This is a genomic window from Elusimicrobium simillimum (assembly GCF_049639735.1).
GTDB classification, from domain to species: Bacteria; Elusimicrobiota; Elusimicrobia; order Elusimicrobiales; family Elusimicrobiaceae; genus Elusimicrobium; species Elusimicrobium simillimum.
Genome location: NZ_JBEVVA010000003.1, coordinates 1,780,748 through 1,803,146, shown reverse-complemented (window position 1 = coordinate 1,803,146; position 22,399 = coordinate 1,780,748). Strand labels below are relative to the sequence as shown.

Here is a 22,399-nt window from a genome sequence, read left to right as displayed (position 1 = left end):
TCTGTATTTGACCACCACCCGACCGCCGTACACCATACGGTAAAAAAATTAAAGGAGAAAACATGCTTAGAAAACTAGCATATGTTGTTTGTCTTACACTTGTAACAGCAGTATCTTCCTTTGCCGCGACTGATATATGGAAAGACAAGCTTTTCATAGACGGTGAAGTAAGAACCTTTGGCATTTTTGACAAAGATATTATAGACCGTACAGGCCCCGCCGGCGCAACGGTAAACTATAATACGGCCCCCACCCGCATACTTTTTGGCGCGGGCTACCGTATTACGCCCGATATTACAGTTTTTGCCAGAGCCGGGTATTTTACCCTTTGGGGCTCAGACAAAGGCCAAACCTTTGCCAGCGACACCTTGGACAACAAACTTAACTTTGCAGAGGGTTACGCTGAGTTTAAAAATATTTTTGATACATTTGATATTAAACTGGGCAGACAGTTTTACGCGTCGGATGACGTGTTTTACAAACCTTTAGGGTATTCCGTAGAAAGAAACCTTTACGCGGCCATTGACGGCGCCAGCGCTAAAGTAAGAATTAAAGGCACAGAAGTACAGCTGCTTGCCGGTAAAGAGGCTGATTTAATTTGGGGCGAACTTGCAGATAAATACGCTTTCGGTTTTCAGTCAACAACCAAAGTTAATGACTACCTCTCACTTTATTTAAGCGCGTATAACATTCATACAGAACATGTTGGCGACTATACATTACTCAGCGCCAAACCTACCGTTAAATATAAAAACGCCACAGCGTTCTTCCGTTATATAGCCAACCGTAACGAAGAGCACCAGCACGGCCAGTTTTTCCACGCCGACGCCAGGTATAAACAGAAAGCCGGTTCCGTTACGCTTACTCCTAAAGCCAGCGTAATTTGGGGCACGGGCACAACACATTGGAACACAATTACCTACCTGCGCAGTTTAATAGTGGAACAGGCCCTTGGCGGCGGCGCTCTTAGAGACGCTGAAATTTACAGCGCCGGTTTAGACTTTGGTATGGACGCTTTGCCTAAAGCGCTTGTTTCACTGGACGGTTACTATTACAGAAGCCGCAACCACAGCAGAACAATTGCCGCTAACAGAGGCACGGAGCTTGACCTTAAAGTTACCTACCAGCTTTACAAATGGTTAGAACTTGGCGTTGCGGGCGGTTATTTATTTGCAGATTCTGACTTCCAAGACAAAGACACCAAAAAGCTGCAAACATGGTTTGTGCTTAAGTTTTAAAACCTGACTTTCGTATAAATATAGCGCCCCGTTTATTTGAGCGGGGCGTTTATTGTTTTTTGCTTTAAGTGTTACAAAAGTTTAAAAACATGGTTTACGTTTGTGTCGCTGTATTTACCTCTAAAATCCTACCGACCGGTAGTTCTGTATTCTGATAAAGCTTGTCTTCTTAGAAGAAGATTACTAAAATGTAATCTAACGGAGATTTTTTGTATGAACCTTACTAGTGAAATAGCTTTAACCAAAGACCTTTTTGTGGCCAGGGGCAGCCATAAAGAGTGTTACGCTCATCCGCATGATAAAAACCTATGCATAAAAGTCGCTTATAACGAGCCCGGCAAAAAAGATTTAGAGCGGGAAATTTTTTACCTTACAAAAGTTTTAAAAGACCGCAGGGAAAAATGTACCTTTTTACCCTATTACCACGGCGCGGTGGAAACTGATAAAGGCCCGGGCCATGTGTTTGACCTGGTAACAGACTATGACGGGCGCGTGTCCAGAGATTTGGAAAGCTGTTTTGTATACAGAAAGGAAATAGAAAAAGCCCATTGCGTGCTTAAAAGCGGTTTGCTGCAGTTGCGTGAAAATATGCTGCAATATCTTTTGATACCTATGGATTTATACCCTTTTAATATACTATGCAAGCGTGAAAGCGAAGATAAATGCGTGTTTATGCTGATTAACGATATCGGCAGTTCTTCTTTAATTCCGCTGGAATACTGCCTGGATACCGTGGCGGCCGCCAAAGTAAAAAGATTGTGGAACAGGTTTATCATCTCTATGACGGACAAATATAAAGACGATACGCTTATAAAAGGATTGTTTGCCGGCTTGGAATTTGCGGACAGCAGGTCTTAGTTTTTAGATAAAATAATAATCCCCGCCTTATGGCGGGGATTATTAAATGTTTACTAATCAATTCTAAAATAGCTTGTGTTCCAAGTGTCGTCTTTTCTGTCCAGTTTCCCTACTGTTTTGCAAATGTCTTCTTGTATAGTGCCTGTTGTGGCTATGCAGAAGAACCCGCCCCATGGCGGCCAAGGGGAATTGTTGTATTCAATAAAAGGCATTGTGGTGTTATTAAGAGAAAAATCGTATCTTACCTGAAAATAATACTCACCCACGTTAGTTCTGTTTATGCCTATGTTATATTTTTTAAAAAGCAGACATTGGCTGCTTTCTTCACTACATTCTTCCAGCAGTTCGGACAAGTCGGTAGTTACGTCGCCAGCCTGCAGGGTATATATTTCCTGCTCGTTGATAATCCTTCTTGCGATAAGAACCATTTCGGATAACCTGGATTTTGCCACGGCTTTTGTGTACTGCGGCAACGCGATGGCGGCCAGTATGCCTATAATTAATACAACAACTAAAAGTTCGATAAGTGTAAAACCTTTTTTCATTTTACTTCCCCTTAATTAATGTTATTCCATATTGCAGACAACGCCGTCTTCACCATACTTGTTGCAAGGCGCTGTGCTGAAAGCTTTGCAGATGGGTGCGGCGGCCGCGTTTTTGGCATAGCATGATTTTAGCCTTGCGTCACGGTTGTAAAACAGGTATACGGTTACGCCGGGGACTCTTGTATCTTGTCCGCACGCAGCACCTTCAGAAAGCTGCACAAGTGTCTTTTTTTTAGAGTCTAAATACATTCTGTAAACTTGGCCCGATGAGTTTTTGAACTCAATGCCGGAGATGGTTAAATCCAGGTCATTTAAATCTTTGGCGTACTCGCCGTGTGACATAAAATATATTTTCTGTGCTGTGTACACGGCCTCAATAGCGGGTGTAAGCGCAGCTATGCGTGATTTTGCTACAGCCTTATTATACTGCGGCAACGCGATGGCGGCCAGTATGCCTATAATTAATACAACAACTAAAAGTTCGATAAGTGTGAAACCTGAGGAGCATTTTTTGAGACAACAGTTCTGTTTTGTATATCTTATGGCCAGCGGCGGGGTGAATGGCATATTTTCTCCTTATGCTTGGGATATTACATTGTATAGATTATACAAAAAACCCCGCCGTTTGGCGGATTTAAAAATGGTGCTCAGTATAGGGATGTTTTTGTACTTGGGCACCGCAAATTAAAAGCCTTTGCGGCTTGAAGGTCATAATTTAAAACCCCGCACTTACGTGCAGGGTTAAAAAATGGTGCCCAGTATAGGGATCGAACCTATGACCTTTCCCATGTCAAGGGAACGCGCTACCGCTGCGCCAACTGGGCAATAAATTAGTTCTGGTTGTGCGCACGTTCCAAGGAACGAACTGATATTACTGGCAACTGCGCCAACGGAGTTTGTTTTAATTCTTAGATTTCAGCTTACCTATTTTGATTTAAAACCTTCTCTTGCAGAGGGAACAGAATTAAACTGCTTATTTATTATTATACAAACTTAATAAATATTTGTAAAAAATCTTTTAGAATGGGCCAAACGTGGAATCAACATATTCAAATCCTTGCCCTTCTAATTGTTTGCAAATGTTTCTGCCTAGCGGGTTTTCCCAAGTAAAACATTGTTTGAATGTTTTGCCTTCTTCATGAAATGTAGCAAAGGAATATTTAAAAGAAAAGCATTCACCCTCTTCTCCATCATTTCTTGCTGCCCAGGACCAATATGATGGAGCGGACCCGGGAGAACATTCAGCGAAAAAAGAAAAATTTTTATTTGACATCCAACTACAGGAATTTTTAGTTAAAGGTAGCTCTATATCCATAGAATTGTAATCTATTTCTCCGCCTATACAGGCTTCTTGGAGCATGTGTCTTTCCAAATAGTCCCACATTGCTTTTTGTATTATTAAAGCCTCTGAAACCTTGCTTCTTTCTACGATTTTTGTATATTGCGGAAGAGCAACCGCCGCCAAAATACCGATGATTAAGACAACTACTAACAATTCTATAAGCGTAAACCCTTTTTTCATATTGGCTAACCTTTCTATTAAAATAATATTATTTAGAACTAAAAAAGTATACAAAATATTCTTTCTGAGAGTGCAGATTTCTATGAGCCAGGCGCTTTATATAGAATATAAAAGAATAATAGTATATTCTGTATTTCTCTAGAGACAAAACACCTGTTCTTAAAAATTAAAACTTTTTCATACGGAGGCCTATTTATGCGGCAAGTTGGGAAAGAAGGCTTTGCATTCTTTTTCATAAGAAGGACAATAGCTCTCTATTACTTTACCCCCTTCATGCGAATATACTAAAGTAGCAAACTGTTTTCCTGGTATAGTTTCGCTGGGGGTTACATAAATCAACCGTTTATTGCTGCCGGTGGTATTACCCATTGTACCGTCAGTATATAACTGCCAGAAAGACTTATCATTCCACGGGATTTCTATATCAAGAGCGTCCATTCCTGTGCTGTAGTAAGTGGAAACAACAAAGTCATTATAAGATCCGTTTGCAAGATAGTATCTTGACGCAGAGTCAGACACTGCTTTTGCCATAGTCAGAGCTTCTATGCCTTTTGCTTTTTTAACGGTTTTTGTATATTGCGGAAGCGCAACAGCCGCCAAAATGCCGATAATTAAGACAACTACCAACAGTTCTATAAGTGTAAAGCCCTTTTTTATAGATACTCCTTTCTGTTTTTAAGATAATGTGTTTATATTGCAAAAATTATACAAAATATTCCCGTCAAGTAATGGGCGTTGTAAAACAAAAATAACCACCGTATTTTGTAGTGCGGGGGTCATAAAAATGGTGCTCAGTACAGGATTTGAACCTGTGACTTTCCCATGTCAAGGGAACGCGCTACCGCTGCGCCAACTGGGCTAAAAATTATAAAACTACTTTGCTTCATGCGCTGCTATCTAAAGCGCGTTCCCTGCGGGAACAACCAATGCTATTAGCGCTGCGCCAACTGGGCTAAAATTATAATTAACGACTTGATGTGCAACTTAAAACTAAATTCTGTTTTAACACTTGCAGCGCTTACTAATTGATACGCTCGGCAGGCTTGCCTCACTTTTCGCTGCGCCAACTGGGCTAAAAATTTGTTTAACTTCTATATAGTTATACTAAAAAATATAATTTCTGCTTTATTGCTGAGCAAAAACATAAATTAAAGCGTTTTCTTAAGGTAAACCATATCTACCAGTTGTACCCCACCCTCAAACATAGCGTGATCATAATTATCCGTAAAAAAGTTTTTAATGCGGTGCGCTTCTTCAAAACCAAAACTTTTATAGAATGCCAGTATGCCAGGTATATCCCCCCACAAGCATTGTTTGGTATTTGTCTTTGTAATAACCGCAAATGTGTTTTATAAGAGCCGTAGCGTAGCCTTTGCCCTGTTCCTGCGGGTATGTGGCTATGTTTTTTAACTCAACGGTGTCCTTCTCTATAGGTAAAACCACGCAAATACTTTTTACGCCGTTATCATTCAGCGCGAACATATCGCCGTTTTCAAGGTATTTGTCAATCATGCTTTCGTGCTCATCAGCTAAAAGCAGTAGGGGCAGGAATTGTTTTTTGTTGGAGGTTATTTTTTCTATCGTCACTAGGTTTATTATATAAATTTTAATTTATAACGGACGGCTTTATAGGTACTTCTAATGGGTACTAATTATGTTTGACATTGCGGGGCAGCTTATGTATTATCTAAGCTGAGGCAGGATTTCTTAGGATTTTATTATGAATAAAAACAGCGGGTTGGAAAATGATTTAACGCAGGCAGCTTCCGCCCCGGGGCTAGTGATGACCCTTTTATAATCCCCTCGCCCGCAACCCCTACGCAAGCGGGGCCGCACGGCATAAAATATGACTTTAACGACGGCGCGCGCGTGTGGCTGCCCAAGGGCAATTGGTATGTACAGTTTGAGGATATAGAATCCGGCAATACAATTTACAGCGCGGATATTGAAGAGGGGTTGGTTTTAAGCGCTAAAAAATATTATGTTCCCTTTCGCATATTAATATGGAAAGGCGATGAAAAAGAACCGTTTTTTGTGCATGAGCTGGACCTAAAGGGTAAGGAAGTACATTTTAAGTTCCCGGTTGGCACGCTGGGCGATATTATAGGCTGGTTTCCGTATGTTGAAAAGTTTTGCCTAAAACATGGCTGTAAGGCGGAAGTTACCATGGCGCCTGAAATGGCGGATTTATTTGAGCCAAGCTACCCGCAAATACGCTTTACCCGTATAGGTAAAGATGATTTAAAATTTGAAAACCCGTACGCAACTTATAGAATGGGTTTGTTCTTTAACAACAACAATACACACCAGCCGCTGGACTTTCGTATAACGGGCATTGCTAAAAGTGCGGCCTATATATTGGGTGTTGACGCAGATGAAACGCCGCCCCGTATTAAGCTGGACTATGAACGTACCATAAAAAAACCGTACGTTTGTATAGCGGCCAAGGCCTCTTGCCAGGCTAAATATTGGAATAACCCAAACGGGTGGGATGACGTTGTAAAATATTTGAAAACTTTAGGTTACCGTGTACTTTGTATAGACAGAGACGCTGTAGCGGGCCATGACTTTACCTGGAACCATATACCGCACGGCGCGGAGGATTTTACAGGTAATAAACCTTTAACGGAACGCGCGGCACTGCTGGCGCACGCGGACTTTTTTGTAGGACTGTCCAGCGGGCTGGCGTGGCTGGCCTGGGCGGCCAAAAGGCCTGTAGTTTTGATAAGCGGTTTTACTTTGCCTACGTGCGAGTTTTACACCCCGTACAGGGTTTATAATACGCATGGCTGTTACGGTTGCTGGGACGACGCCTGCATACCGTTTAAACACGGCGACTATTTTTGGTGCCCCCGTCTAAAAGGCACAGACAGACAATTTGAGTGCACCCGCCTGATTACCGCAAAACAGGTAATAGGGCATATAGACAGATTAATGGCGGACAACAATTTTTTAAATTAAAAAGGAGGTAAATATGTTCACAAGAAATAACGCTGTAACCCCTGCGGGCGGTTATACAACGGGTTCTTATACAGCAGCCACAGGTTACGCCGCGTCCAACATCGGGCCCGTAACATCTAACGTTGGTCCTGTAGCGTCAAATGTAGGCCCCGTAATGGTTGCGTCAAACGTCGGTCCGGTAACATCAAACGTCGGTCCCATAACTTCCAATGTGGGCCCTATAATGGTTGCATCAAACGTAGGTCCCGTAACGTCAAATGTTGGCCCGGTAACATCAAATGTAGGGCCTGTTACGTCAAACGTAGGCCGCTTCTAAGTCAAGCTTGTTTTAAAAATAATACAGCCCGCGCAAGAGCGCGGGCTGTATTATTTTTATAATCCTCTCCCTCTTAGGGGAGAGGAGAATATTTAAACCGACGCGTACAGCACAAATTCCACCGCCTCTGCGTTTTTGCGGCACCATAGGCGGTAGTTTGGCATGATTTGTTTAATAAGTATGGGTATCTCCCACATATCGTTAAGGCTGTGGTAAAGGCATATTGCCAGTTTTGGTTTATGCGCCGCTATTGTCTTGGCCGCGCCTTTAAGGGCGGCATTTTCCGCGCCTTCAATATCCATTTTTATAAACCCGGGTATTATGTTGTTTTTAGTGCACCAATTGTCAATTGTGGTAACGGGAATTATTTGGTCTCTGGGAGTATCTTTAGCTGCGGGTACCAACTGCGCGCTGCCTATGCTTTCGTGCGATAGTTCCACCGTAAAATCACCTTCTTTTTCACCTACGCCATATGGCACGTGCCCGGCTTTGCCTTGGCAATATTTTTGCAGGTTGCTTTGCAGGTAAGGGGTAAGAATGGGGTTAGGCTCAAAACAGTAAACTTTTTTTGCGCCATGCATGACAGCCCAAACGGCAGTCTCCCCGCAGCACCCGCCGCAGTCAAGAAATACTGTGTTTTCAGGTGTTACATTTGAGGTGGAATATTGGTTAAAAATAAATGTGGAGGTGTACATAGCGGGTATTTCCCAAGATTGTGCGGATAACGGCAGGTCCAGCTTAGGTATATCACCTTTGGCTATTAAAGTTCTGGCTTTTTCTATGGCGTTAACCCAGTGTTCATGCGTTACATTGCCGGCGTATTTTACGGCGTCCGGCCCCGGTATAAGGCGGCGCAGCAGCATAAAAGCCAATTCTTTTTGGAAGGCATTTCGGCTGGCCTCATCTTCAAATAAAGACGACGCCAGCGCTATGCTTTCAGCGTTTTGGGTAAGCGGGCTTAGCTCACTTTTTGTAATGGCGGGCAGCGCTTTTTTTACATAATCTATGGCGTTCATAAATTTATTCTTCTCGGGTGTCCGCTGGTTAATGTTGTTAAAAAGTAGCGGGCGGGCTCGTAGTGGTTTTCAGGCGTGAACGGGCCTGTGAATAAATTTTCAACCAAGTCGTCGCGCACAAAAAAGGCGTTTACGCCGCTAAATGTACAGGCGACAAGTGTATAGCCCTTAGTCTCGCCCAAATTATAAAGCGACTGCAAGCTGGCGCCAAAGTTGGTGGTGCCGTCCCAAGTTGCCTGCGGGTCATAAGGCACAATAAATTCGCAGCCGGGGCGGAATATGGCGTTGTATTCAATACAAACAACTCTTGGCGAATACTTGTTAATTGCGCTCCACACGTGGTAATCATTCCGGTCAATGTCTATGGAAAGCAGGTCAAACTCATACGGTACGGCAGCCTGTGCAAATAAACTTTCTATATTTTCAGCGGTTATAAAACTTTGCAAAACTTTTAATTTTCCATCGGCTATTACGCTTTTAAAACTTTGGTTAATAGCGTTAATATTTTCCTGCCCGCCGTCTATCCACGCGCCGCGCCAGTTGTTGTGCAGCAGGTAAGTGGTGTTGGTTTCCACACCAGTTTCTACGCCAAATTCAACAAAAAACCTGTTGGGAGTAGTACCTATGCGTTTAAAAATTTCTTGTATCAGCCCGTCTTCGCCGCCCTGCGAAAATACTTTAAACTCGCTAAGGTTAAGTTTGGCTGGGTCTTTATATTTTGGGTTATTATAGAGGTGTGTTTGCAGGTAACTGTCTAAGTTTACATCAGACAAATTTTTAAGAGTACGCAAAATATAATTAACTTCGTTTTTATTTAAAATATCGCTCATATTTCCCCCGGGTTTGCTTTATTGTACTAAAAAGTTAGCTATAATTTAATTATGGATAAAAGAGCTATCGGGATATTCGACTCCGGCCTTGGCGGCCTTACAATTTTAAAAGAACTTACCAAAAAATTACCTAAAGAAAATGTGATTTACTTTGGCGATTCCGCGCGTGTGCCGTACGGCTCCAAAAGCCCGGAAACGGTTATACAATACTCGCTTGAAATAGCTAAATTTTTAGAATCTGAAAATATTAAAATGCTGTTAATAGCGTGTAACACAGCCTCTGCCTTAGCCATAACCGAAGTTATAAAAAATGTTAAAGTGCCCGTGGTGGGTGTGATAGAAGCGGGCAGTATGGACGCCGTTAAAAAAACCAAAAACAAACGCGTCGCCGTTATAGGCACCAGCGCCACCGTAAGAAGTAATTCTTACAAAAAAATGTTAAAAAGCCTGGATAAAAATATAGAAGTTTTGCAAACCGCCGCCCCGCTTTTTGTGCCTATAATTGAAGAAGAATGGAACGAGACAAAAGTAGCGGAAATTGTGGCCAAAGAATACCTTAAACCCATTAAAGCCAGCGGCGCGGACACCCTTATTTTAGGCTGTACGCATTACCCGATAATTAAAAAATTGCTCAAGCGCATTATGGGCGGCAAAGTAAATTTGATAGACTCGGCCGAGTCTGTTTCCTGCCAAGTGGCAAAAATGTTGGAGGCCGGCGGGCAGCTTAATAAAAGCGGCAAAGGCAAAGTTATCATTTACGCCAGCGACGCGCCCAAAACATTTGCGGACAAAGCCTCTAAAATACTTGGCAAAAAAATATCTAAAGCACATTTAAAAAAGTTTAACTAGGTTGGTATTATGGAAATATTTAGCGATGAACGCCTGCAAGCGCTTGGCGTGATGAACGGCACTGCCTCACGTGATTTTGGCAATATGCGCGAGTATAAAAACCAAGACGCGTTTTTTGAGCGCATAGGCCTGCCGCCGCAAAATTTTGTTAAGTTTAAACAAGTACACGGTACAAAAATAGTGACCGTGGATACCGACGAGGATTTTAATAATTATACACAAAATTTAGTTGAGGCCGACGGCTGGATACTCAGCCGCCCGCGCACCGGCGCCGTTATTTTAACGGCTGATTGTGTGCCGCTTTATATGTGGGATGAAAACGCCAAAAATGTCGGGCTTATACACGCCGGCTGGCGCGGCGTTGCTGCGGGTATGCCAAAATTATTGGCCGAGAAACTGCTTGAGCGCGGGGCCAAAAAACTGTACGCTTTTGCGGGCCCGCATATACAGTCCTGCTGTTTTGAAGTACAAAATGATATTGTTGGTAATTTTAACCCCGCAAGCGTAGAGGAAAGAAACGGCAAAATTTATGTTAATTTACGCACGGAAATCCGCTTGCAGCTGGCTGGGTTTAATATAGATCAGATGGACGTGCACACCCCGTGCTTTTGCACATGCCACAACCCGGACGTGTTTTTCTCCTACCGCCGTGACCATACCAAAGACTGCATAATGTCCTTTATTTACAAATTAGGTTAATTACATTGTTGCTGTTCCCGCTGGGGCGGCGTTTCCTGCGGGTGTTCTTCGGCGGGGGCTTCTTCTTTTGGCACGTATGGCGCGTGCCTGTAAAACAACACATTGCCCACTTTGCCAAACCAGCCCTTTTCTATAAAGAATGACAGTACCGATGAGAATATAACCGTAAAGAAAATTACGGAGTAAACTAAATCTTCTATACCTTTAGACGCGCCGTATTGCTGCGCCATTGTGGCCGCCAGTACAGCGCTGACAAGCCCGTTGGGCACCATGGCAAACGCCACGGCGGCGTCATGCCTGTTAATATTTTTGCTTAACAAATGGTTAACCACGGGTATGCGTATAATGTACTTAACCAGCGCCAGTATTACGCCGCATATAATAAGGTATTTGTTTTGTATATACAGGCTCATGCCCATATATACAAAAAATAATGTTTTAAAAGCGAACTCAATTTCCGAAAAAAAGTTTCTTTCAGTGCCTTTAAAGGACTCTGCCTTAAGGTCTATACGCTTGCTCCAAAACCTTTGCAGTACTCTTATGTTACCCATTACTATGCCCAGCATAAGCACGCCGATAGCGCCCTTGGACCCTACGGCGGCGGAAACGCTGTACACAATTAAAATAAAAGCGAATGTCAGCACCATAGAGTTTTCAAGCATTCTTACTTTATCAAGCACGGCCGTCCAAAAAATACCGCTTATCAGGCCCACCAACGCGGCCATTAAAAATGTGTAAAGTATTTCACCCGCTATAATATGCGTGGCTAATTTTTGCTGCGATACCATGCTTAACAGCGCGAGTACCACTATTACGTTTATCATGCTGCCCATGGCGTTTTCCACGGTTAAAATTGTTTTTAAATTTTGTGTTATGTTAAACTTGGCTATCATAGGCATTATGATAACAAGCGAGTTGTCCGCCAATATAAAACCCAGCGTTACCGCGTAAAGCATAGGCAGGCCAAGCATCTTCATTGTTAATATGGTTATAACTATAACAACAAGCAGTATGTACGCCACCGCAAAAAACAGGCCCGGCAGAAAGGAGTCTCTAAGGTAAGACAGACGGAACGCCGCCCCGGTTTGGAACATTACAAGTATCAGCACTATTTCCGTAAACACGTGCCCCATTTGGCCAAAGGTGTCGGGGTTAACCAGTTTTAGTGTGGGGCCAAGCAGAAAGCCCAGCAGCATAAGCGGCAGGATATCAGGCACGCGGGTGCGTTGGAATGTCGCGCTGAATACCTGGCCTAATATAAGTATAAGCCCTATAAAAAAGATAGAAAATGTAATATTTATAGCCATACCAACAGTTTAGCAGTTTTTGAATAGCCATATTACATTCAAAAAAGGCCTACGCTCTTTACAATAGTAAAATCTGCGTGGTTTTAATGATGCGTTTATCATTTATATTAGGTCTTTTTTTGTTGGCACCGGCGGTGGCTAAATGTTATAATTAAGCATGAGTCACTTTACCATAATATGTCTGTCTTTTATTGTACTTTTAGTACTTATTCTTCCTCTTACTATTCATAAAATTGAGGAAAACCTGGAACCCTTTCTTTTAGTAATGGGTATACTTGCGGTTACCATCACAAAAAAATGGAGCTGGCATTTAGTGGCCGACGCCGCAAAAGACCCTGTTATGATAACCATAGCGGTTGTTGTGCTGGGTTTTGCCTTTAGGGCGTTAGGCAAACAGTTTCGGTTTTTTATGTTGCGTTTGTCCCACAAAATAGGTTTTAAGGTTACAATCTTTTTGGTTGTGTTAGGCCTGGGGTTATGCTCCAGCATTATCACGGCCATAGTGGCCGCCGTAATGCTGGCGGAAGCTGTAAATGTACTTGGTTTAAAAGACGACAGCAAAGTGCACGTTGTTGTAATGGCGTGTTTTGCCATAGGTATGGGCGCGGTGCTTACACCTATTGGGGAACCGCTTTCCACTATAACGGTTTCTAAACTAAGCGGCCCGCCGCATAACGCGGACTTCTTTTATTTATTTAGAATTTTGGCCGCTTTTATTTTACCCGGCGTGCTTATAAGCGCCGGTATGGCGGCGTTTGTTAAACAAAAAAGAATTTCTATTATAGGCCAAAAACGCCAAGAAAAAGAAACTCCCGCGCAAATTATTATAAGAAGCGTAAAAGTTTACTTCTTTGTAGCCGCGCTTGTGTTTTTGGGCGAAGGGCTTAAACCGTTGGCGGAAATCACTATTTTTAAATTGTCCGACCCTGTGCTTTATTGGGTTAACAGCATCTCGGCCATTTTAGACAACGCCACTTTAGCCGCCATAGAAATTGTGCCCGCTATGCCCACGCACACAATACAGTTCCTGTTAATGGGGCTTGTTTTGGCAGGCGGCCTGCTGATACCGGGCAATATACCAAATATTATTTGCGCGTCTAAGCTTAATATAAGAAGCGGCGCCTGGGCCAAAAAGGCTATTCCCATAGGCAGTGTTTTAATGCTAGGCTATTTTATTATAATGATGTTAGTACTGCCGCATTAATCAACGCAGTTTGGCAAGAGGGTTATATGACAGAAATGGTTTTTATTGAGCGTTTGCTTATTTCGCTTGCTTTGGGCGGGCTGATAGGTTTAGAAAGGCAGTATAATGACAAACCCGCAGGGTTTGCCACTAATAGTTTAATTTGTATAGGCTCCACTTTATTTACGCTTGTTTCTCTTAAAGCCGCCGGCCTGGGTGCTGACCCGGCGCGTATAGCGGCGCAGATTATAACTGGCGTGGGTTTTTTGGGCGCCGGCGCTATTATAAGAGACGGCGTTAAAATATCAGGCCTTACAACAGCCGCGGGTGTTTGGCTGGTGGCGGCTGTGGGTATGGCTGTCGGTTTTGGGGATTATATTATAGCCTCTACGGCGGCGGCATTGGTGCTTACCGTGCAGCTTGTGCTTAGAAAAACACTCAGGCTGTTGGACCATGTTAAACGTTATGAAACGCTTAACGTAGTGTGTGAGCCTAACTGGAAAGTTATAGATAAAATTTCACACACCATGGAAAAGCACGGGGTGGAAATACTTAGCAGAAAGGTTTTAAAAGAAAACGGCTACTTTCACGCCAGCATGGTGGCCACATTTACGGGTAAAGAATTTGAAAGAATAACTAAGGAGCTGTTTGAAATGCCTGAAGTTAAGGATTTAACGAGGTAAAAAACTATGCCAGATGAAACTATACCGTTGTTTAATTTGCAGCACCAGCACGAAAGTCTTAAGAAAGAAATTAACGAAGCGGCCGTGAAGGCGCTTGACTCTATGAAGTGGCTTCTGGGGCCTGAAACAGAAGCATTTGAAAAAGAATTTGCCGCTATGATGGGCACCAAATACGCTATCTCCTGCTCCAGCGGCGCAAGCGCCATACAAATAGCGCTTATGGCCGCGGGTATAGGCCACGGGGACGAAGTTATTACAACGCCTTTTACGTTTGTGGCTACCACAACGTCAGTTTCTTTGACAGGCGCCAAATTTGTGTTTGCCGATATTGACCCGGTTACCTATAATATAGACCCAAAAGATATTGAACGTAAAATTACAAAAAAAACCAGGGCTATATTACCGGTTCACCTTTACGGTTACCCTGCCAATATGCCTGAAATTATGCGCATAGCCAAAGAGCATGATTTAAAAGTTATTGAAGACTGCGCCCAAAGCCATTTGGCCGAGTGCGACGGTATTTTAACAGGCGGCATAGGCGACGCGGGCGCGTTCAGCTTTTACCCCAGCAAAAATTTAGGCGCGTGCGGGGACGCCGGCGCCATTACAACTAATGACGAGCACATTGCCGACCTTTGCCGCAGCATACGCCACAGCGGCCGCGCCAAAGATAAAATGTATGAATATGATTACGAGGGCTCCACACTTAGAATGGACGAGGTGCAGGCCGCCATATTACGCGTAAAAATGCGTCATTTGAAACAATGGACGGATGACAGGAAATATGTGGCCAACCTTTACGCGGACGGTTTGCAAGGGCTGCCGGTAGTGTTGCCGCCGGAAACGCCAAACGGCTGGAGCCAGTCTTTTTACGTGTTTACAATACGCGCGGAAAGACGCGACGAGCTTATGGCTCACCTTAAAAAGAATAATATAGGCTGCGCGGTTTATTACCCCGTACCGTTATATAAACAGCCTGTATATAAAAATCTTAAGCTTAAGGCTGAAGATTACCCCAACGCGGAGCGTGCCGCGCTGGAAGTGCTTTCCTTACCAATGTTTCCGGAAATGACCGAGGCGCAGGTGGAAAGAGTGTGCAAAGTAATAAGGGCATTTTATGAAGATTAAAAATAATAAAAAAGCTTTTACAATGGTAGAACTGCTGATAGTAATGGTTATTATAGCTGTGCTTGCGGCTATAGCGCTGCCCAAATATATTAACACAGTTGATATAGCGCTTGGCAAAAAAGCGTACGACACTATGCAGGTGCTTTACGCCGCGCAATTAAGGTTTGCGGGCGAGCAGCCCAACGGCACGGCTTACCCGTATGCTACAAACCTAAAAACTCTGGATGTTTCTTTCCCGTCCGCTACTTTTAGCAACAAGAATAACACTAACGATACTGTTAACTTTGGTAAATACTCCATAACCACCTATGTGGGCGGGGTTACCAATCATTATTCGCAGACTTCCGGTTTAGAAAATTATTATTTAGACTTTAACTATTACGACGAAACCAAAAAGTGCATAGCGTCTAACAATAAAGGCGCCAGAGTTTGCCGCGCTATCGGCGGTATAGAGACATCAGACGCGCTTAAATTTGACTTACCATAGACACAAAAACTCCGTTATTGCTTTGCCCCTACGGCACGGCGCTGCGGAGTTTTTATGTTTTTATACTTACTTAAGAGGATTACAATGGCAAAAGTGAAGGAAGATTATTACAAAATTTTAGAAGTGGCCAGAAACGCGGAAGCGGTGGAAATAAAAGCCAGCTACCGCCGCATGGCCATGAAATATCATCCGGACCGCAACCCCGGTAATAAAGAAGCGGAAGAAAGATTTAAAGAAGTGAACGAGGCGTTTTCCGTATTATCTGATGACTCCAAAAGACAGGTTTACGATACCTACGGGCACGAGGGGCTTAATAACTCCGGCGCGGGCGGATTTCACGGTGGCGGGTTTGCCGATATTAACGATATTTTCAGCTCCGTTTTTGGCGATATGTTTGGCGGCAGTTTTGGCGGGCAACGCGCCGGCGGCAGCAGAAGCAGAGCGCAAAGAGGCAACGATTTAAAGCTGGATATTGAGATTACCCTTGAAGAAGCCTTTTCAGGTTTAGACACCCCCGTACAATATGACCAGATGGACACCTGCGCAGAATGCGAAGGCACCGGGGCCCAAAAAGGTACCGGAACGCGCACCTGTTCCACCTGCCACGGCAGCGGCGTAGTGCAGTTTAGCCAAGGGTTTTTCAGCATGCGCCAGGCCTGCCCGGACTGCGGCGGCCAGGGCACCATACTTGAGCATCCGTGTAAAAAATGCCACGGCGGCGGAAGGGAAAAAAGCAGAAAAACTATTACCGTTAAAGTGCCCGCCGGCATACGCACCGGCATGACGCTGCGCGTATCAAACGGCGGCGACATAGGCACCAAAGGCGGCGGCTATGGGGACCTTTACATAGAAGTGCACGTTAAAAAGCACAAAGTGTTTTCCCGCGAGGGCGATGACCTGGTGCTTGAAGTGCCTTTACCTTTTACCACGGCCGCTTTGGGCGGTAAAATAAAAGTACCCAATATTTTAAAAGAAGAGCAAGAGCTTACCATAACCAAAGGCACGCAATACGGCACGGTTTATACGGTAAAAGGCCAGGGCATGCCGCACATAGGCAAACGCGGTTTTGGTGATTTAAAAGTTGTTACCTTAATAGAAGTGCCCAAAAAATTAAGTAAAAAGCAAAAAGAACTTTTGGAAGAGCTTGATAAAGAAGCGGGGCCCAAAGAAAGCTTTTTAGAAAAATTATTTAAAAAATAATGAATATAAATAAAGAAAACTTAGACGCGCTGTTGAGTAAAAACCTTATTACCTACAGCGCGTACTGCAAAATGCTGGGGGAAATTGCGCCGATTGACTGGAAAGATTGGGCGCTTAAAAACCTGCTTGTGCTGGGCGCTCTTTTGGCGCTGTCCGGCGTAGTTTTCTTTTTTGCTTATAACTGGTTTCTTATACCCGCGTGGTCTAAACTTGGGGCGTGTATTTTGCTGTTTGGCGCGGCGGCAGGGGCGGCATATAAAAAGGGTTTGGACGGTATGGCTGGCACGGTGCTTTCATTTTTAACATGCTTTTTGATTGGCGCGTTTTTGGCTGTGTTCGGCCAGGTTTACCAGACGGGGGCAAACGCGTGGCAGTTGTTTTTGGCGTGGGCGGCGTTAATGTTGCCGCTTGCTTTTGTCGCGCACAAAAGCGCAATTTGGGTGTTGTTTATAGTTTTGCTTAATACGGTGGTGTTTTTGAACGCGGCCTATGCGCCGTTTTACGCTTTGTGCGCGGTAAATATTCCGCTTTTTATTGTTGCTTGTCTGCCTTTTGATGTTTTTAAACAAGAAAAATATTTTTACTATTTGCTGGGCACATATATAACAATTTTCCTTACATGCTTTGCTATGCCGCACTGCGGCAACATTATGCACATCAGCACATTTTTACTGTGGGTTTTGGCAATGGGCGTTTATTATTTTAAAAATAAAAACTTATATTTTGTGGGTGTTAACGCGCTGGCGTTTGGCGTGTTTATATTTGCCCAGGCCAATGTGCATATACTTCAAACAATGTGGGTTGCTAACGCTGTTTTTGCGTTACTGCTTTCCGGCGGGTTGGGATATTTTCTGCTATGGGCGCACAAACGCTTTAAGGGGGTAAAACATGACGCTTGATAATTTGTTAGCCCTTATCCCCGCCCAAAAGCATGAAAAAGTTAAAAAGTTTTTAGAACAAAAAACCGCGGACTTGCCCGTTATAATAAAGGTGCTGCTGGGCTTTGGCGCGGTAGTATCGGCCGGGTTCTTTTTTGCCGCTCTTTCGGCTGCTGTAAGAATGCTGGCTTATGGTGAAATACAAACGATAGCGCTTACAGTCGGCATTGTTTTAATGCTTGGCAGTATAGTTTTATATAATTTTGTCACGCCTAAGTTTGGCGTTACTTTCAGGTTTTTTGCCGAGCAGGTTTTGCTGGTTGCCATGCTTTTTTCGCGTGTATGCATTTTTGCGGGCGCAATAAGAACGGCGCGTGAATGGGACTGGGTTGTTTTACTTTTTGTAATGGCTGCAGTGCCGTATATGTTGTTTAGAAACACTGCTGACAGGTTTATATCCGTACTGGCTTTTGTGATAGGTTTTTACTTGCAGATGTTTGTGTTCAAAAATTATTTTGGCATTTATAATACCGATATTATTTTTATTTCTTTTGTGCTAAGCGCTATTATCTTTGCCGTCAGAAAAAATGTTCTTTATCCTATTGCCTGGGCCTTGTGCGCGGGCATGATAATACCAACTATCACAGGCATGGTTACTACAAAAAGTATTCACGGCGTGCCTTACATGGTAGTTATGTTTAATATGTATAAGGGCTGCCTGGCGGTATTCTTATCTGTTTTTATAACGGCGCTGGCGTACCAGCAGGGCAAATTAAATAAGTATTACATTGCCGCGCCATTTGCGCTTTTTGCCGTTATGCTGCCGTTTAATTTACCTATAATTTACGGTGTTATTTACCTGCTTATAGGCCAGTATTTTAGAGATATTAAAATAAAAATCTTATCTTACGCAGTGCTTACGGGCGGTATAATTTACCTGTATTATAATTTAGACACAACTTTGCTGGCAAAGTCAGTACTGCTTATGGCCAGCGGCGCGGTTGTACTGGCGGCGTATTATTTAATAAAGAGGTTTAACTATGCGCGCTAAACTTTTTTTAATTTTTTCAGGTGTAATAATTCTTATATTTTTGGGCATGATAGCGCAAAAGCAGTATGTGCTGGCCAAAGGCAAAACTTTTTATATGGAGCTTGCCCCCGTTGACCCCCGCTCTCTTATGCAGGGCGATTATATGGCGCTAAACTACAGGATAAACACCAACACAGTTAACCCAAATAAAAAAGACTATGTCTGCCTTATTTTAGATTCCAAAAGCATAGGCAGGCACTTAGAAGACCTTATATCTGAAAAGTGCACGGGCGACGCAGTGTGGCTGAAAGTTTACAAAAAACGTTACGGCTACCGCTTGGCGCCGGAATCATTTTTCTTCCAAGAAGGCTATGCCAAGTTATATGACAATGCCAAATACGCCGTGTTAAAGGCCGACGGTAAAGGCGGCGTAGTGCTTAAAGATTTAGCAGGCGCAGATTTAAAGGAGATTCACCCGTAATGCCGCAATATTTAGCAGACATTAACGCAGACATTTTTACTATAACAGGTGACGAAGCCAAACACCTGGCCGCCGCCATGCGCGCGCAAGCGGGCGACAGTATAAAAATATTTGACGGCAACGGCAAAAAGTTTGCCGCCGTAATAAAAAATGTCAGCAAAAGCCTTGTCAGCGGCACTATTGAGCGCGAACTGCCCGTTAAACTGCCGTACTACAACCTTACGCTTTGCTTTGCCCCCGTCGGGCGTGGTGAAGTGGAAGAGATTTTAGACAAAGGCACGCAGCTTGGCGTAAGCAGGTTTTTACCTATAATAACAGCCCGCACTGAGCATGACGTAATTAAAAAATGGGATAGTAAAAAAGACCGCTGGGAAAGCATTATTTTAGCCGCCGTAAAACAGTGCGAAACAGGCAACATTCCCGCCTTGCTTGCCCCCGTAAAATTTGCCGCCGCGCTGGAAAATGACGGCGTAAATATAATGGCGTACGAACGCGAGGAAGCAACCACTCTTTTAAGCGCCCTGGGGCAAGAAAAAAGCATTAACATTTTTATAGGCCCCGTAGGCGGTTTTACTGATGAAGAGGCCGCGCTTGCGTTAAGCAAAGGCGCAAAACTTTGCACGCTTGGCGTAAACATAATGCGTGCAGAAACCGCCGCCATAGCGGCCGCCGCCATAACTTTGCAAAAAAGCTATTAACAGATTTTTATATTCAGTTATTTATAAGGTAGGGGCGGAGCTTGTCTCCGCCCGCATGTCACATAGATTTTATTAATGGAAAGTAAAAAATGAAAGTATTTATAAAAACATTCGGCTGCCGTGTTAACCAGGTAGAGTCGCAGGCTATAAGAGAGCAGTTTACACGCGGCGGGGCAGATTTTGTTGCCAATTTTGAAGAGGCTGACCTTTGCCTGCTTAACACCTGCACCGTAACAGCTAAGGCAGACAGCGACGTGGAAAAACTTACCCGCCAAATCTCTTCCCGCAACCCGGCCGCGCGCCTTATACTAACAGGCTGCTACGCCGCCGCGCATGAGGGCAAAATAAAAACCGCTTTCCCCAACGCCGAAATTATTAATAAGTACGACATAGGCAAAGAAGTTTTTCATACCGAGGACGTTTGCTGGACAGTCAGCGGCGCCGAGGGCCGCAGCCGCGCTTTTGTAAAAATACAGGACGGGTGCGACTGCTTTTGCTCATACTGCATAGTGCCTTTTGCCAGAAACAGAAAAGTTTCTAAACCTATGTTAGACACACTTTTTGAAATAGAAAAATTAGTGGCCGCCGGCTTTAAAGAAATTGTGCTTACCGGTATAAATATAGGTAACTATAAATGCCCGGTTACGGGCGTTGACCTGGCCGTGCTGGCGGGGGAAATTTTTAAGCTGGAAGGCAAGTTTAGAATAAGATTTTCATCAATAGAACTTAATACCGTGACGGACGCTTTACTTAAAGCTGCTAAAGAGGGCGGCGATAAATTTTGTAATTACTTTCACATTCCGCTGCAAAGCGGCAGCACAAAAATTTTGAAAGATATGAACCGCCACTATAGTACCGAGCAGTACGCCGCACGTATTGCCCAGATTCGCGCTATGTTTCCGGGCATTGGTATTTACGCCGATATTATAGCGGGTTATCCTACCGAGACTGAAGAAGACTTTACCGCCGCTTATAAATTTGTAGAAGAGTTAGAGCTTAGCGGGTTACATGTGTTTAGTTATTCCAGCCGGCCCGGCACGGCGGCAGCGCAGCTGCCGCAACACAGTGCGGAAGTAATTAAACAACGCGCGGACAAACTGCGCGAACTTGACGCAAGCCTGCGTGCCAATTTTGCCAAAGCGCAAATAGGCAATAGTGTACAGGTGCTTATAGAGCGCACCAAAAACAGCGTTACCACCGGCGTAGCCGGCAATTTTGTAAGAATAAATTTCAATACCCCAGCCAGGCAGGGCGACCTGGTAAACGCCAAAGTAATATCATCAAACGATGCGGAGTGCACGGCTGAATATGAAAAATAAAAAAATACTTTTTATACTTTTGTTTCTATTCTTTATTTTCCCATTTTCCTACGGTGGGGAACTGCGCGGCGTGTGGATAGCCACAGTGGAAAATATAGACTGGCCTTCCAAGCAAGGCCTTAGCGCGGAAGAACAAAAGGCGGAACTCGCCGCCATGCTGGACAGCCTTAAAGAAATGGGTTTTAACACAATATTTTTACAGGTAAGGCCAACGGCCGACACATTGTGGCCGTCTAATTTAGAGCCGTGGTCACAATGGCTTAGCGGTGAGCAGGGCAAATACCCGGGGTATGACCCGCTGGCTTTTGCCGTGTATGAAGCGCACAAAAGAGACATGAAGATACATGCTTGGTTTAACCCGTTTAGAGTTGGCAAAGCAAAACTAACCAAAACGCACCCCGCCCGCCAACATAAAGACTGGGTAATAAAATACGGTGACAAAAAATATTTTGACCCCGGTAACCCGGCGGCAAGAGCGCATAATATTAATGTAATTATGGAAGTGGTTGAAAAGTACGATATTGACGGCGTGCATATAGACGACTACTTTTACCCATACCCAATAGAAAAGAAAGACAAAAATATACCTTTTAAAGATAAAAAAAGCTTTAAACGCTATGCCGCCAAAGGCCAGCCGCTTGACGACTGGCGCAGGCAAAACATTAATACCTTTATAAGAGATTTAAAAACCAAAATAAAAGCCGCCAAGCCCGGCCTCCCCTTTGGCATAAGCCCGTTTGGTATATGGCGAAATAAAGAGGATGACACCGCAGGCTCGGATACTACGGCTTTTAGCAGTTACAGCGGTATTTACGCGGACAGCAGGCTTTGGGTTAAAGAGGGGTTGGTTGACTATATAGTACCGCAGATTTACTGGCATTTTGAGCATGAGAAGGCGCCATATGGTAAAGTGCTTGACTGGTGGCAGGGGGAAATTGCCTGCCTGGATAACGCCCCGCAGCTCTATATCGGCCTGGCAGCCTATAAGCACGGTACGCCGCAGTGGGCTGATAAATATGAAATATCCCGCCAGGTTGCCTATGCCCGTGAAAAGCCCGAGGTTGGCGGCTTTGTTTACTTTAGCGCCAGCAAGGTTTTGGCGGATAATAACGGTATATATGGGCTTATTTGCGATATTCACCGCCCGTTTAACCCCGCGGACCTATTTTAA

At 44.0% G+C, this 22,399-nt stretch carries 24 protein-coding genes, 2 tRNA genes and 1 pseudogene; 17 read left to right on the top strand and 10 right to left on the bottom strand.

Annotated elements, in window-relative coordinates; translation table 11 throughout:
• Positions 1 to 62 precede the first annotated feature (62 nt).
• Positions 63 to 1,238 (top strand): hypothetical protein, encoded by a 1,176-nt coding sequence (locus AAIR98_RS09185; RefSeq protein ID WP_423971895.1) that lies wholly within the window; start codon positions 63 to 65, stop codon positions 1,236 to 1,238.
• A gap of 213 nt (positions 1,239 to 1,451) precedes the next feature.
• A complete protein-coding gene (locus AAIR98_RS09180) occupies positions 1,452 to 2,096 on the top strand; it encodes a YrbL family protein (protein WP_423971894.1) in 645 nt (214 codons plus the stop codon).
• A gap of 53 nt (positions 2,097 to 2,149) precedes the next feature.
• On the opposite strand, the gene AAIR98_RS09175 is transcribed toward AAIR98_RS09180, so the two are convergent.
• The 7 genes and pseudogenes from AAIR98_RS09175 to AAIR98_RS09145 form a co-directional block, all read right to left on the bottom strand.
• Entirely contained in the window at positions 2,150 to 2,641 is a 492-nt protein-coding gene (locus tag AAIR98_RS09175) for a pilin (protein WP_423971893.1), read from the bottom strand.
• A gap of 21 nt (positions 2,642 to 2,662) precedes the next feature.
• Positions 2,663 to 3,208, bottom strand: coding sequence for a type IV pilin protein (locus AAIR98_RS09170; protein ID WP_423971892.1), 546 nt, complete (start codon positions 3,206 to 3,208; stop codon positions 2,663 to 2,665).
• Between the two features lie 182 nt (positions 3,209 to 3,390).
• Positions 3,391 to 3,465: transfer RNA gene (locus AAIR98_RS09165), tRNA-Val, on the bottom strand.
• Between the two features lie 194 nt (positions 3,466 to 3,659).
• Positions 3,660 to 4,163, bottom strand: a complete 504-nt coding sequence (locus AAIR98_RS09160) for a type IV pilin protein (protein WP_423971891.1) — start codon at positions 4,161 to 4,163, stop codon at positions 3,660 to 3,662.
• A 189-nt stretch (positions 4,164 to 4,352) separates the two neighbouring features.
• A complete protein-coding gene (locus AAIR98_RS09155) occupies positions 4,353 to 4,790 on the bottom strand; it encodes a type IV pilin protein (RefSeq protein ID WP_423971890.1) in 438 nt (145 codons plus the stop codon).
• Positions 4,791 to 4,948: 158 nt separating this feature from the next.
• A tRNA-Val gene (locus AAIR98_RS09150) sits at positions 4,949 to 5,022 on the bottom strand.
• Between the two features lie 289 nt (positions 5,023 to 5,311).
• Positions 5,312 to 5,750: pseudogene (locus tag AAIR98_RS09145) on the bottom strand (GNAT family N-acetyltransferase).
• Positions 5,751 to 5,957: 207 nt separating this feature from the next.
• On the opposite strand from AAIR98_RS09145, the gene AAIR98_RS09140 reads away from it, so the two are divergent.
• Positions 5,958 to 7,124, top strand: a complete 1,167-nt coding sequence (locus AAIR98_RS09140; RefSeq protein WP_423972045.1) for an autotransporter strand-loop-strand O-heptosyltransferase — start codon at positions 5,958 to 5,960, stop codon at positions 7,122 to 7,124.
• Positions 7,125 to 7,137: 13 nt separating this feature from the next.
• Positions 7,138 to 7,440 carry a hypothetical protein gene (locus tag AAIR98_RS09135; RefSeq protein WP_423971889.1) on the top strand — a complete coding sequence of 101 codons (303 nt, stop codon included), beginning with the start codon at positions 7,138 to 7,140 and terminating at the stop codon, positions 7,438 to 7,440.
• Positions 7,441 to 7,532: 92 nt separating this feature from the next.
• Here AAIR98_RS09135 and AAIR98_RS09130 read toward each other — a convergent pair whose 3' ends face one another.
• Positions 7,533 to 8,456 (bottom strand): FkbM family methyltransferase, encoded by a 924-nt coding sequence (locus AAIR98_RS09130; RefSeq protein ID WP_423971888.1) that lies wholly within the window; start codon positions 8,454 to 8,456, stop codon positions 7,533 to 7,535.
• A complete protein-coding gene (locus AAIR98_RS09125) occupies positions 8,453 to 9,286 on the bottom strand; it encodes a hypothetical protein (protein WP_423971887.1) in 834 nt (277 codons plus the stop codon). The genes AAIR98_RS09130 and AAIR98_RS09125 overlap by 4 nt, the downstream gene beginning before the upstream one ends.
• A 51-nt stretch (positions 9,287 to 9,337) precedes the next feature.
• Between AAIR98_RS09125 and murI the strand changes: the two genes are divergently transcribed.
• Together murI and AAIR98_RS09115 are read left to right on the top strand one after the other, a co-directional pair.
• Positions 9,338 to 10,135: a glutamate racemase gene (gene murI, locus AAIR98_RS09120; protein WP_423971886.1), complete on the top strand. Its 798-nt coding sequence runs from the start codon at positions 9,338 to 9,340 to the stop codon at positions 10,133 to 10,135.
• Between the two features lie 9 nt (positions 10,136 to 10,144).
• A complete protein-coding gene (locus AAIR98_RS09115; RefSeq protein WP_423971885.1) occupies positions 10,145 to 10,834 on the top strand; it encodes a purine nucleoside phosphorylase YfiH/LACC1 family protein in 690 nt (229 codons plus the stop codon).
• Here AAIR98_RS09115 and AAIR98_RS09110 read toward each other — a convergent pair.
• Positions 10,831 to 12,141: a cation:proton antiporter domain-containing protein gene (locus tag AAIR98_RS09110; protein WP_423971884.1), complete on the bottom strand. Its 1,311-nt coding sequence runs from the start codon at positions 12,139 to 12,141 to the stop codon at positions 10,831 to 10,833. The two genes, AAIR98_RS09115 and AAIR98_RS09110, sit on opposite strands and share 4 nt — an antisense overlap.
• A 157-nt stretch (positions 12,142 to 12,298) precedes the next feature.
• Between AAIR98_RS09110 and AAIR98_RS09105 the strand changes: the two genes are divergently transcribed.
• The 11 genes from AAIR98_RS09105 (at position 12,299) to AAIR98_RS09055 (ending at position 22,399) form a co-directional block, all read left to right on the top strand.
• The gene (locus tag AAIR98_RS09105) at positions 12,299 to 13,345 is read left to right on the top strand and encodes a DUF1646 family protein (RefSeq protein ID WP_423971883.1); all 1,047 of its coding nucleotides are present in this window, start codon (positions 12,299 to 12,301) and stop codon (positions 13,343 to 13,345) included.
• Positions 13,346 to 13,371: 26 nt separating this feature from the next.
• Entirely contained in the window at positions 13,372 to 14,007 is a 636-nt protein-coding gene (locus AAIR98_RS09100) for an MgtC/SapB family protein (protein WP_423971882.1), read from the top strand.
• 6 nt (positions 14,008 to 14,013) lie between these two features.
• Positions 14,014 to 15,135 carry a DegT/DnrJ/EryC1/StrS family aminotransferase gene (locus tag AAIR98_RS09095; protein ID WP_423971881.1) on the top strand — a complete coding sequence of 374 codons (1,122 nt, stop codon included), beginning with the start codon at positions 14,014 to 14,016 and terminating at the stop codon, positions 15,133 to 15,135.
• Positions 15,125 to 15,622 (top strand): type II secretion system protein, encoded by a 498-nt coding sequence (locus AAIR98_RS09090; protein WP_423971880.1) that lies wholly within the window; start codon positions 15,125 to 15,127, stop codon positions 15,620 to 15,622. Before AAIR98_RS09095 ends, AAIR98_RS09090 begins: the two co-directional genes overlap by 11 nt.
• Before the next feature lie 84 nt (positions 15,623 to 15,706).
• The gene (gene dnaJ, locus AAIR98_RS09085) at positions 15,707 to 16,822 is read left to right on the top strand and encodes a molecular chaperone DnaJ (RefSeq protein ID WP_423971879.1); all 1,116 of its coding nucleotides are present in this window, start codon (positions 15,707 to 15,709) and stop codon (positions 16,820 to 16,822) included.
• Positions 16,822 to 17,721 (top strand): DUF2157 domain-containing protein, encoded by a 900-nt coding sequence (locus AAIR98_RS09080; protein ID WP_423971878.1) that lies wholly within the window; start codon positions 16,822 to 16,824, stop codon positions 17,719 to 17,721. Before dnaJ ends, AAIR98_RS09080 begins: the two co-directional genes overlap by 1 nt.
• The gene (locus AAIR98_RS09075) at positions 17,711 to 18,751 is read left to right on the top strand and encodes a DUF4401 domain-containing protein (protein ID WP_423971877.1); all 1,041 of its coding nucleotides are present in this window, start codon (positions 17,711 to 17,713) and stop codon (positions 18,749 to 18,751) included. Before AAIR98_RS09080 ends, AAIR98_RS09075 begins: the two co-directional genes overlap by 11 nt.
• Complete coding sequence (locus AAIR98_RS09070; RefSeq protein WP_423971876.1) at positions 18,741 to 19,211, top strand: GDYXXLXY domain-containing protein; 471 nt, start codon at positions 18,741 to 18,743, stop codon at positions 19,209 to 19,211. Before AAIR98_RS09075 ends, AAIR98_RS09070 begins: the two co-directional genes overlap by 11 nt.
• Positions 19,211 to 19,909, top strand: coding sequence for an RsmE family RNA methyltransferase (locus AAIR98_RS09065; RefSeq protein ID WP_423971875.1), 699 nt, complete (start codon positions 19,211 to 19,213; stop codon positions 19,907 to 19,909). Before AAIR98_RS09070 ends, AAIR98_RS09065 begins: the two co-directional genes overlap by 1 nt.
• 89 nt (positions 19,910 to 19,998) lie before the next feature.
• Positions 19,999 to 21,228, top strand: coding sequence for a tRNA (N(6)-L-threonylcarbamoyladenosine(37)-C(2))-methylthiotransferase MtaB (gene mtaB / locus AAIR98_RS09060; RefSeq protein WP_423971874.1), 1,230 nt, complete (start codon positions 19,999 to 20,001; stop codon positions 21,226 to 21,228).
• A complete protein-coding gene (locus tag AAIR98_RS09055) occupies positions 21,218 to 22,399 on the top strand; it encodes a glycoside hydrolase family 10-like protein (protein WP_423971873.1) in 1,182 nt (393 codons plus the stop codon). The genes mtaB and AAIR98_RS09055 overlap by 11 nt, the downstream gene beginning before the upstream one ends.

What these genes read in the sequence shown, in the direction of transcription:
- AAIR98_RS09065 (WP_423971875.1), top strand. Translation starts at nt 19,211, where the DNA reads ATGCCGCAATATTTAGCAGACATTAACGCAGACATTTTTACTATAACA.
- AAIR98_RS09075 (WP_423971877.1), top strand. Translation starts at nt 17,711, where the DNA reads ATGACGCTTGATAATTTGTTAGCCCTTATCCCCGCCCAAAAGCATGAA.
- AAIR98_RS09160 (WP_423971891.1), bottom strand. Translation starts at nt 4,163, where the DNA reads ATGAAAAAAGGGTTTACGCTTATAGAATTGTTAGTAGTTGTCTTAATC.
- AAIR98_RS09080 (WP_423971878.1), top strand. Translation starts at nt 16,822, where the DNA reads ATGAATATAAATAAAGAAAACTTAGACGCGCTGTTGAGTAAAAACCTT.
- AAIR98_RS09125 (WP_423971887.1), bottom strand. Translation starts at nt 9,286, where the DNA reads ATGAGCGATATTTTAAATAAAAACGAAGTTAATTATATTTTGCGTACT.
- AAIR98_RS09175 (WP_423971893.1), bottom strand. Translation starts at nt 2,641, where the DNA reads ATGAAAAAAGGTTTTACACTTATCGAACTTTTAGTTGTTGTATTAATT.
- AAIR98_RS09110 (WP_423971884.1), bottom strand. Translation starts at nt 12,141, where the DNA reads ATGGCTATAAATATTACATTTTCTATCTTTTTTATAGGGCTTATACTT.
- AAIR98_RS09070 (WP_423971876.1), top strand. Translation starts at nt 18,741, where the DNA reads ATGCGCGCTAAACTTTTTTTAATTTTTTCAGGTGTAATAATTCTTATA.
- mtaB (WP_423971874.1), top strand. Translation starts at nt 19,999, where the DNA reads ATGAAAGTATTTATAAAAACATTCGGCTGCCGTGTTAACCAGGTAGAG.
- AAIR98_RS09100 (WP_423971882.1), top strand. Translation starts at nt 13,372, where the DNA reads ATGACAGAAATGGTTTTTATTGAGCGTTTGCTTATTTCGCTTGCTTTG.
- AAIR98_RS09055 (WP_423971873.1), top strand. Translation starts at nt 21,218, where the DNA reads ATGAAAAATAAAAAAATACTTTTTATACTTTTGTTTCTATTCTTTATT.
- dnaJ (WP_423971879.1), top strand. Translation starts at nt 15,707, where the DNA reads ATGGCAAAAGTGAAGGAAGATTATTACAAAATTTTAGAAGTGGCCAGA.
- AAIR98_RS09105 (WP_423971883.1), top strand. Translation starts at nt 12,299, where the DNA reads ATGAGTCACTTTACCATAATATGTCTGTCTTTTATTGTACTTTTAGTA.
- AAIR98_RS09180 (WP_423971894.1), top strand. Translation starts at nt 1,452, where the DNA reads ATGAACCTTACTAGTGAAATAGCTTTAACCAAAGACCTTTTTGTGGCC.
- AAIR98_RS09135 (WP_423971889.1), top strand. Translation starts at nt 7,138, where the DNA reads ATGTTCACAAGAAATAACGCTGTAACCCCTGCGGGCGGTTATACAACG.
- AAIR98_RS09185 (WP_423971895.1), top strand. Translation starts at nt 63, where the DNA reads ATGCTTAGAAAACTAGCATATGTTGTTTGTCTTACACTTGTAACAGCA.
- murI (WP_423971886.1), top strand. Translation starts at nt 9,338, where the DNA reads ATGGATAAAAGAGCTATCGGGATATTCGACTCCGGCCTTGGCGGCCTT.
- AAIR98_RS09090 (WP_423971880.1), top strand. Translation starts at nt 15,125, where the DNA reads ATGAAGATTAAAAATAATAAAAAAGCTTTTACAATGGTAGAACTGCTG.
- AAIR98_RS09095 (WP_423971881.1), top strand. Translation starts at nt 14,014, where the DNA reads ATGCCAGATGAAACTATACCGTTGTTTAATTTGCAGCACCAGCACGAA.
- AAIR98_RS09115 (WP_423971885.1), top strand. Translation starts at nt 10,145, where the DNA reads ATGGAAATATTTAGCGATGAACGCCTGCAAGCGCTTGGCGTGATGAAC.
- AAIR98_RS09170 (WP_423971892.1), bottom strand. Translation starts at nt 3,208, where the DNA reads ATGCCATTCACCCCGCCGCTGGCCATAAGATATACAAAACAGAACTGT.
- AAIR98_RS09130 (WP_423971888.1), bottom strand. Translation starts at nt 8,456, where the DNA reads ATGAACGCCATAGATTATGTAAAAAAAGCGCTGCCCGCCATTACAAAA.